This is a genomic window from Nocardia sp. NPDC004722, assembly GCF_053601505.1.
On record NZ_JBSGBY010000362.1, the window covers coordinates 1 to 8,699 of the forward strand.

The 8,699-nt window shown below is 67.5% G+C and carries 9 protein-coding genes; 7 read left to right on the forward strand and 2 right to left on the reverse strand.

Annotation, left to right across the window (positions count from 1 at the left end; genetic code table 11):
* The 3 genes from ACWELQ_RS29310 to ACWELQ_RS29320 form a co-directional block, all read left to right on the forward strand.
* The coding region (locus ACWELQ_RS29310) for an MgtC/SapB family protein (protein WP_452400265.1) at positions 1-464 on the forward strand (464 nt) is incomplete at its 5' end.
* Positions 461-2,200 carry an ABC transporter permease gene (locus tag ACWELQ_RS29315; RefSeq protein WP_452400266.1) on the forward strand — a complete coding sequence of 580 codons (1,740 nt, stop codon included), beginning with the start codon at positions 461-463 and terminating at the stop codon, positions 2,198-2,200. The genes ACWELQ_RS29310 and ACWELQ_RS29315, both read left to right, overlap by 4 nt.
* Before the next feature lie 12 nt (positions 2,201-2,212).
* On the forward strand, positions 2,213-3,532 hold the full coding sequence (locus tag ACWELQ_RS29320; RefSeq protein WP_452400267.1) for an ABC transporter ATP-binding protein: 1,320 nt from the start codon (positions 2,213-2,215) through the stop codon (positions 3,530-3,532).
* Between the two features lie 99 nt (positions 3,533-3,631).
* On the opposite strand, the gene ACWELQ_RS29325 is transcribed toward ACWELQ_RS29320, so the two are convergent.
* On the reverse strand, positions 3,632-4,396 hold the full coding sequence (locus tag ACWELQ_RS29325; protein WP_452400268.1) for a glucose 1-dehydrogenase: 765 nt from the start codon (positions 4,394-4,396) through the stop codon (positions 3,632-3,634).
* A 106-nt stretch (positions 4,397-4,502) separates the two neighbouring features.
* On the opposite strand from ACWELQ_RS29325, the gene ACWELQ_RS29330 reads away from it, so the two are divergent.
* From ACWELQ_RS29330 to ACWELQ_RS29340, 3 genes are all read left to right on the forward strand, one after another.
* Positions 4,503-5,162: a TMEM175 family protein gene (locus tag ACWELQ_RS29330; RefSeq protein ID WP_452400269.1), complete on the forward strand. Its 660-nt coding sequence runs from the start codon at positions 4,503-4,505 to the stop codon at positions 5,160-5,162.
* A 118-nt stretch (positions 5,163-5,280) separates the two neighbouring features.
* The gene (locus ACWELQ_RS29335) at positions 5,281-5,757 is read left to right on the forward strand and encodes an RDD family protein (RefSeq protein WP_452400270.1); all 477 of its coding nucleotides are present in this window, start codon (positions 5,281-5,283) and stop codon (positions 5,755-5,757) included.
* A 59-nt stretch (positions 5,758-5,816) separates the two neighbouring features.
* Positions 5,817-6,725 carry a serine hydrolase domain-containing protein gene (locus ACWELQ_RS29340; RefSeq protein WP_452400271.1) on the forward strand — a complete coding sequence of 303 codons (909 nt, stop codon included), beginning with the start codon at positions 5,817-5,819 and terminating at the stop codon, positions 6,723-6,725.
* A gap of 23 nt (positions 6,726-6,748) precedes the next feature.
* Here ACWELQ_RS29340 and ACWELQ_RS29345 read toward each other — a convergent pair whose 3' ends face one another.
* Positions 6,749-7,597 (reverse strand): helix-turn-helix transcriptional regulator, encoded by an 849-nt coding sequence (locus ACWELQ_RS29345; RefSeq protein ID WP_452400272.1) that lies wholly within the window; start codon positions 7,595-7,597, stop codon positions 6,749-6,751.
* Between the two features lie 81 nt (positions 7,598-7,678).
* On the opposite strand from ACWELQ_RS29345, the gene mraY reads away from it, so the two are divergent.
* The coding region (gene mraY / locus ACWELQ_RS29350) for a phospho-N-acetylmuramoyl-pentapeptide-transferase (RefSeq protein WP_452400273.1) at positions 7,679-8,699 on the forward strand (1,021 nt) is incomplete at its 3' end.

An 8,699-nucleotide genomic window follows, 5' to 3' on the forward strand; every position in this document is an offset into this window, starting at 1 on the left:
GGTTCAATATCCGCGGTCTCAACACGGCGGCGACCCTGTGGTGTGCGGCGGCGGTGGGCGCGCTGGCGGGTGCGGGAATGTACACGACCGCGGCGGCGGGCACGGTGGCCGTCGTCGTGGTGAACACGGCGCTGCGCACGGTGGCGCGCAGTGTGGATCGCCCGGTCACCGAGGGGCCCGAGGCGCAGGTCGCGCTGTACGCGTTCACCGCCGACACCGATGACGCGCACGAGGCGCATGTGCGGGCGCTGCTGGTGCAGTCGCTGACGCGCACCGACTTTCAACTCAACTCGATCTCGAGCCATGACACCGCGCCGGGGCGGGTGCAGGTGCGCGCGGAGCTGACCGGGGATCGGCGTGACGACCGGCAGATGGAGGCGGCGGTGAGCCGGTTGAGTCTGGAACCGTCGGTGACCAGTGTCGGGTGGCGCACGGTGCCGATGCCGGTGGAGACCGAGCAGTGAACGCGGCGCTGCGGTCGTATCCGTCGCGGGGTGCGCTGGATCGGCCGCGTTCGCGGTGGGCGGATATCGCGGTGTTCGCGGGCGCGGCGGTGCTGATCTGGATCGTGGTGAAGGTGTCGGCGGGCATGCACGTGCCCTTCGACGAGAACGCCGTGCCCACCACGATTTCCACCGATCCGGGCGAGCTGCCCTATTACGCGGCGCGGTCGCTGCTGCGGATGTTCCTGGCGCTGGGGCTCTCGATCGTGTTCACCTTCACCTTCGCGACCGCGGCGGCACGGCTGCCGCGCGCGGGCAAGGTGCTGCTGCCGATCCTCGACATCTTGCAGTCGGTGCCGATCCTGGGTTTCCTGTCGGTGACCATCACCGGTTTCATCGCTCTGTTCCCGGGATCGTCGCTGGGGCTCGAGTGCGCGTCGATCTTCGCGATCTTCACCTCGCAAGCCTGGAACATGGCCTTCGCCTTCCATCACAGCCTCGAATCGCAGCCGCGGGAGTTGGATGAGGCGTCGCGCAATCTGCGGCTGTCGCGCTGGCAGCGGTTCTGGCGGGTGGATGTGCCTTCCGGGATGTTCCCGCTGGTGTGGAACGCGATGATGAGTTTCGGTGGCGGCTGGTTCTTCCTGACCGCCTCGGAGGCGATCAGCGTCAACAATCGCCAGTACGTGCTGCCGGGCATCGGCTCGTATGTGGCCGCCGCGAGCGAGGAATCCGATCAGGGCAAGGTGCTGCTGGCGATCGCGGTCATGATCGTGATGGTGATCGGGCTCAATGTGGTGTTCTGGCGGCCGATCACGGTGTGGGCGGAGCGATTCCGGGTGGAGGACAGCGAATCCGCGGACGCCCCGCGCTCGCTGATGCTGGATCTGTTGCGCCGCAGCCATGTTCCGGGTCTGCTGGGGCGGGTGTTCGGGCCGCTGGTGTATCCGATGGACCGGTTCCTGCGCGTGTTCGGGCTGGCGGAGCATCCGCTGTATGTGGCTCCGGCGCGCCGCCGCGCCGGGGATGTGGTGTTCACGCTGGTGGTGGGTGCGGGATTGATCGCGGGTGTGATCGCCATGGCCCGCTACATCGGTGAGAGCACCGGATTCGGGGAGGTGGGCCATGCGGCCTGGCTGGGTCTGCTGACACTGCTGCGCGTGATCGTGCTGTTGATCTTCGCGACGATCGTGTGGGTGCCGATCGGGGTGTGGATCGGGTTGAACCCCAGGGTGTCGCGGCTGGCGCAGCCGATCGTGCAGGTGCTGGCCAGCTTTCCCGCCAACTTCCTGTTCCCGCTGGTGACCGCGGTCTTGGTGGCGACCGGCGCGAGCCTGCAGTGGGCGGCGATCTTGCTGATGGCGTTGGGCGCGCAGTGGTACATCCTGTTCAATGTGATCGCGGGTGCTTCGGCGGTGCCCAATGATCTGCGCGAGGCGGCGGCGAATCTGCGGCTGCCGCGCATCCTGTGGTGGCGCAAGCTGATCCTGCCCGCCATTTTCCCCAGCTTCGTGACCGGCGCGATCACCGCGGCGGGCGGGGCGTGGAACGCCTCGATCGTGGCGGAGATCGTGAAGTTCGGCGACACCACCTTGACCGCGACCGGTCTGGGCGCCTATATCGCCGAGGCCACCAAGTCCGGGGACGGGCCGCGCATTCTCATCGGCGTGCTGGTGATGAGCGCGTTCGTCGTCGGTATCAACCGCTTGTTCTGGCGTCGGCTCTACGGCCTGGCGCAGCGCCGCTACTCGCTCTGAGAGGAGCCCGATATGACCGAAACCCTTGCCACCGGCGAGGTTCTGATGGACCTGCGCGACATCGACATGTCCTTCACCGGCGCGTCGGGCGAGCGGCTCAATGTACTCGATCAGGTGAATCTGCAACTGCGCGAGGGTGAGATCGTGGCGTTGCTGGGTCGTTCGGGGTCGGGCAAGTCGACGATGCTGCGGCTGATCGCGGGGCTGCTGGCCCCGAGCAGCGGTGAGGTGCGTTACCGGGATCAGCCCCTGCGCGGCTCGAATCCCGGTGCGGCACTGGTGTTCCAGTCCTTCGCGCTGATGCCGTGGCTGACCGTGCAGGACAATGTCGAGTTGGGGTTGGCCGCGCGCGGGGTGGCGCCGGGGCCGCGGCGGCAGCGCGCGCTCGAGGCGATCGACCGGATCGGTCTGGACGGTTTCGAGACCGCCTACCCCAAGGAGCTTTCCGGCGGGATGCGTCAGCGGGTCGGGTTCGCTCGCGCGCTGGTGCTGCAACCGGATCTGCTGTTGATGGACGAGCCGTTCTCGGCACTGGATGTGCTGACCGCGGAGAATCTGCGCACCGAACTGGTGAATCTGTGGTCCACCAAGGACTTTCCCACCAAATGCGTGTGCATCGTGACCCACAATATCGAGGAGGCGGTGCAGCTGGCGGATCGGGTGGTGGTGCTGGGCTCCAATCCCGGGCGCATCATCGCCGAGGTCGCCGTCACCCAGCCGCGCCCGCGTAATCGGCGCGCGCCGGGATTCGTGGCGCTGGTGGATCAGATCTACGGGCTGCTCACCGGCCGTGACACCGAGACCGTGGCGATCCCGACCGACACCTCGACACCGTTCGCGGTGCCGCTGCCGGACGCGTCGGTGGGCGGGATCGCGGGTCTGCTGGAGCTGGTGTACGGCAACAGTGGTCGCGCGGATCTGCCGGTGGTGGCCGATGAGCTCAACTTCGAGCTCGATGATCTGATGCCGTTGGTGGACGCGGCGGCGCTGCTGGGTTTCCTGCTGGTGGAGTCCGGTGACGTGATCTTGACCAATGTGGGCGCGAATTTCACCAATGCCGACATCCAGGCCAGTAAGGCGATCTTCGCCGCGCAGGCGCGCCGCCGGGCCCCGCTGGTGCGCACGATTTGCAGTGCGCTGGTGGGCAGTAGCGACGAGACGGTGCGCGCGGATTTCATCCTGGATCTGTTGCAGCGCGGCTTCTCCGACGAGGATGCGCGCCGGCAGCTGGATTTGGCGATCGAGTGGGGCCGGTATGCCGAGTTGTACGACTACGACACCGATTCCGGCCGCATCACCGCCGACCCGGCCGCCGATCTGCGCGCCTCCTGAGCCGCTACCCGGCCGATCCGGCTAGAGCGTGCCGTCGATCGTGGTGTCGGGTTCGCCGATGCACTGGTTGCCGACCCACAGCGTTCGGGGCGAGCGCGGTCATATTACGGCGGTGGGGATGACGGTGGTCAGGCCGCCGTCGACGAGGAGGTCTTGGCCGGTGATGTAGGAGGCGTCGGCGGAGGCGAGGAAGGTGACGGTGGCGGCGACCTCGGCGGGGGTGCCGATGCGTCCGACCGCCACCAGGGTCGCGGCGGCGGCTTGGGCGTCGGGGGCGACTTCGGCGCGGTAGGCGGGGGTGTCGATGAAGCCGGGACTCACGGAGTTGACGCGAATTCCCTTGGGCGCCAACTCGGCGGCGAGGGTGCGGGTGAGATTGTGCACGGCGGCTTTGCTGGCGGAGTAGAGGGCGGTGGCGGGCACGCCGCGGTAGAGGGCGAAGGAGGCGTTGATGACGATCGCGCCGCCGGTGCTCAGCAGCGGCAGGGTGTGCTGGATGGTGAAGAACGCGGCCTTGAAGTTGATGGCCACCACACGGTCGAACTCCTCGGGGGTGACGGCGGCGACGGGCTGGAAGGCGCCGATGCCCGCGTTGACGAACACGACGTCGAGGCGGCCGAAGCGTTCGGCGACCGTGCGGGTCAAAGCGGTGAGGTCCTCGATATCGGTGGCGTCCCCGGCGATGGCGGTGGCGTGCGTGCCGAGTTCGGCGACGGCGGTGTCGAGGCGGGTCTTGTCGCGGCCGGTGATGATCACCTGTGCGCCTTCGGCGATCAGCCGGTGCGCGGTGGCCAGGCCCATGCCGCTGCTGCCGCCGGTGATCAGCGCGATCTTGTTCTCGAAGCGGGATGCGTTGTGTGTCATGGCATTCAGCCTGCTGTGGCACGGAGGCGGTAAACAGTGCGTGGTTATGGTGGGTGTGTCACCACCACCTTCGGATCAGGGTGTGTCGCGGGTTAGGGTGCCGCGCATGACGCGTTATCACCGCATCGCCGGGCAGGATCTGGGCCGGTTGGGTGCTTTGAGCGACGGGATCTTCGCGGTCGCGATGACGTTGCTGGTGTTGGAGTTGCATGTGCCCGCCGCGCAGGCCTGGCAGGAGCGGCTGCTGTGGAGTGCGGGGGCGGTGTCGGCGGAGGAGCCGGTGTGGCATGCCCTCACCCATGTCGGGCCGCAGTTCCTGATCTGTTTCCTGGGTTTTTTGACGTTGGGCATGTTCTGGATCGGGCAGCAGACGCAGCTGAATCTGCTGGCTCGCGCGGATCGCAGTCTGGCGTGGATTCATCTGATGCTGTTGTTCGGTGTCGCGATGGTGCCGTTCGCGACCGCGTTGCTGGCGGCGTTTCCGCAGTCGCGGCTGGCGTTGCTGGTGTATTGGGTGTGCCTGCTGTATCTGGGGTTGGTGCAGTTGGGCAGTCTGCGGTACGCGGCGCGGGCCGGGCTGCTGGCCGAATCCACCGAACCCGGTGACCTGCGCGCGATCCGGGATCGGATCGTGGTGGTGCAGGTGCTCTACGCGGTGAGTGTGGCGCTGTGCCCGCTGAGTACGTATCTGAGCATCGGGCTGATCATCGCCCTGCAGATCAATTCGGCGGTCTCTCCGCAGATTCGACCGCTCAACCGGTTCTGAGCGCGGTGAATTCCGAGGGCGAGGAATCAGGGTCGATTCCGGGGAGGTCCCTGATGCGGCGGCGGGGTGTGCGGCCACAGGATGGAGGAAAGCATGGTGGTCGATACGAGGAGGAACCATGACCACGGGTGGTTACGGGCAGTACGAGTACCTGGGCTCGGCGGTCGGTGTGACCCCGGCGGGCATCGGCTCGCGCGCCGCGGCTCGCTTCATCGACTGGATCATCGCCGGTATCGTCGGCGCGATCCTGTTCTGGCTGTTGAACATCGGCTCCAACCTACCTGGTTGGATCGACATTCTGCCCGGCGCGGGCTTCGGCTTCCTCTACTTCGTCGCCTTCGAGGTATCGACCGGCGCCACCCCCGGTAAGCGGATTCTGGGTCTGCACGTCAACGGTTCTCACGGCGCCCCCAAGCCGAGCCTGGCGGATTCGGCCAAACGCAACGCCTACATGCTGCTGAACCTGATTCCGTGGATCGGTGGCCTGCTGTGGTTCTGCGCGGCGCTCGCCATCGCGGTGACGGTGTCGGCCAGCCCGACCAAGCAGGGCTGGCACGATAATTTCGCCGACGGCACCCAGGTCGTCAAGGCCTGATCGCCGCGATCGCGACTTCGCCTGTGCGCCACTACCTTCCCCTCGTTCTGGGTACGGAGGTGCTCACGACCAGCGGCAGCGCCGACCTCGTCACGGGTGCCCCGGTAGATCCCAGCGGCTATTTCCGGATGGCCAACACCGCTAAAACGCTGCTCGCGACGGTGGTACTGCAACTCGAGGGCGAGGGCACCGTGCACCTGGACGACGCCCTCACCCGCTGGCTGCCGGATGCGGTGCGCGGCAGCGCGATCGACGCCGACCACATCACCGTGCGCCAACTCCTGCAGCACACCAGCGGAATTCACGACGACCTTCCTGGCTACACCACGCCCGCGGAGTACTACCAGCAGCGCCACGACATTTACCCCTCCCAGCAGTTGGTCGCCCGTGCCGCTGCCCACGCCCCCGACTTCGCGCCCGGCACCGGCTGGTCGTACTCCAACACCGGCTACGTGCTGCTGGGCATGATCGTCGAGCAAGCCACCGGCCGCCCCTCCCATGAGGAAATCCAGACTCGCATCCTGGCCCCTCTGGCCATGACCGCCACCCACTGGCTCGGCACCTCTCCCGCCGTCCCGGGCCCGCATGCGCGCGCCTACCAATTCTTCGGCCCCGGTTCCGCACTCGACGTCACCGACCAGATCGCGATCGACCCGGAGATCCTGTCCTGGGTGATCACCACTCGCGACGAGAACACCTTCTTCCGCGCTCTGCTCTCGGGCCGCCTGCTGCCCGCCGCCCAACTGACCGCCATGAAGGCATCCGTCCCGGTCAGCAGCGACCTGCAGCAGCTGTGGCCCGGCGGCCGCTCGCCTCCACTTTCGTCGACCACGCCTTGTGCTCCCGGGATCTCGATCCCAGCAAGTAGCAACAGTCAGCCCTGGCGCGGCCCGAGGCGGGTGGCTGCCGCACTCGGTTCAAGATCAAGGTGTACTCAGCGCGGTGAACCAGACAAATTCCCGCGCTGAGTACACCTTGATCTTGATGAAGGTCAGGCGGGTGGGGCCAGGTGCAGGTGGGGTGGGTGGGCGAGGCGGGTCAGGCGGGTGGCGGTGTCGTGGGCGGGGTGGGGGTTGTAGAGGACGATGTGGCGGTCGGGTTGGTCGGCGAGGGTGAGGGTGGTGGTGTCGAAGTGGAGGTCACCGACCTCCGGGTGGTGCAGGGCGTTGACGGCTTGTCGGGGGGTGCCGACGTCGTGGCGATCCCACAGGGCCGCGAATTGCGGGCTGCGGGTGGCGAGTTCGGTGAGGACGCTGGTGTAGCCGGGGTCGTCGGGGCAGCGCGCGGAGTCGGCGCGGTAGGCGGCGACGACGGCGGGGGCGGCTCGGGTCCAGATCTCGGGCATGGCCAGGTAGCGGGGGTTGGTGAAGTAGGTGATCAGGCAGTTGTGGCCGGGGCCGTCGTAGCCGAAGACGGTGGCGGCGATGTCGTTGTAGGCCAGGACGTTCCAGTAGCGGTCGCGCAGCACGGCGGGGCGGTCGCCCCAGGCGTCGAGCAGGTTGCGCAGTTCGGGGGTCAGCGTGGTGCCGCTGTCGACGGCGCGGCAGGGCGGGTTCATCCCGGCGAGCATGTAGAGGTGGGCGCGTTCGAGGTCGTCGAGCAGCAGCGCGGAGGCGACGGCGTCGAGGACTTCTGGTGAGACGGTGATGTCGCGGCCTTGTTCGAGCCACGTGTACCAGCTCACACCGACTCCGGCCACGACGGCGAGTTCCTCGCGGCGCAGTCCGGGGGTGCGGCGGCGTCCGGCGGCGGGCAATCCGACCTGTTGAGGGGTGATGCGGGCGCGCCTGCCGCGCAGGAACTCTCGCAATTGTTCGCGTCGCCGCGCACCGCTGTCCATGCCCCACGCTAACAACGGGCGCTGCCCGGATCGTCCCGCGCCCGGCTAGCATGTGTCCGAATTGGGTCTCGAGGGGGTCGGATGCGGCAGATTCTGGTGGCGGCGATGGTGGCGCTGGCGGTGTCGATCACGGTGACGCCGTTGCTGATTCGGCTGTTCACCCGCTATCGGCTCGGCCAGCAGATCCGTGAGGACGGTCCGGCGACGCATCTGGCCAAGCGCGGCACCCCGACCATGGGCGGTATCGCGCTGCTGATCGGCATGTGGGCCGGATACGCGGCGGCGCATCTGGTGGGTATGCGCTACGACGGGATCGGGCCGTCGGCGTCGGGGTTGCTGGTGCTGGGGTTGGCCACGGCGCTGGGCGGGGTCGGGTTCCTCGACGATTACATCAAGCTGTCCAAGCATCGCAGCCTGGGGTTGACCGCGTCGGGCAAGTATGTCGGGCAGCTCAGTGCCGCAGTGATTTTCGGGGTGCTGGCGTTGCATTTCCGGGGTGGGGGCGGTTTGACGCCGGGCAGTCGGCAGGTCTCGATCGTGCGCGACATCTCCACGGTGTCGCTCGGGGTGACCGGGTTTCTGGCGGCGGCGTGCCTGCTGGTGGTGGCGTGGTCGAATGCGGTCAATGTCACCGACGGCCTCGACGGGCTGGCGGCCGGATCGATGGGGTTGGCGCTGGGTTCGTATGTGCTGATCACGTTCTGGCAGTACACGCATTCGTGTCAGGCCCGCGCGGTGCCGGGCTGCTACACGGTGCGCGATCCGTTGGATCTGTCGATCGTGTGCGCGGCGGCGGCGTCGGCGTGTGTCGGATTCCTGTGGTGGAACGCGGCGCCGGCGAAGATCATCATGGGTGATACCGGGTCACTGGCGCTGGGTGGGCTGCTGGCGGGGTTGTCGATCACCAGCCGTACCGAGTTGCTGATGATCGCGGTGGGGGCGCTGTTCGTGGCCGAGATCGGGTCGGTGGCTTTGCAGATCGTCATGTTCCGCACCACGCGGACCCGGTTGTTCAAGATGGCGCCGTTTCATCACCATTTCGAGCTGACGGGGTGGCCGGAGACGACGGTGAGCATCCGGTTCTGGTTGTTGTCGGCGATCG

Coding starts and splice junctions, on each gene's coding strand:
- ACWELQ_RS29320 (WP_452400267.1), top strand. CDS start 2,213: ATGACCGAAACCCTTGCCACCGGCGAGGTTCTGATGGACCTGCGCGAC.
- ACWELQ_RS29325 (WP_452400268.1), bottom strand. CDS start 4,396: ATGACACACAACGCATCCCGCTTCGAGAACAAGATCGCGCTGATCACC.
- ACWELQ_RS29330 (WP_452400269.1), top strand. CDS start 4,503: ATGACGCGTTATCACCGCATCGCCGGGCAGGATCTGGGCCGGTTGGGT.
- ACWELQ_RS29335 (WP_452400270.1), top strand. CDS start 5,281: ATGACCACGGGTGGTTACGGGCAGTACGAGTACCTGGGCTCGGCGGTC.
- ACWELQ_RS29345 (WP_452400272.1), bottom strand. CDS start 7,597: ATGGACAGCGGTGCGCGGCGACGCGAACAATTGCGAGAGTTCCTGCGC.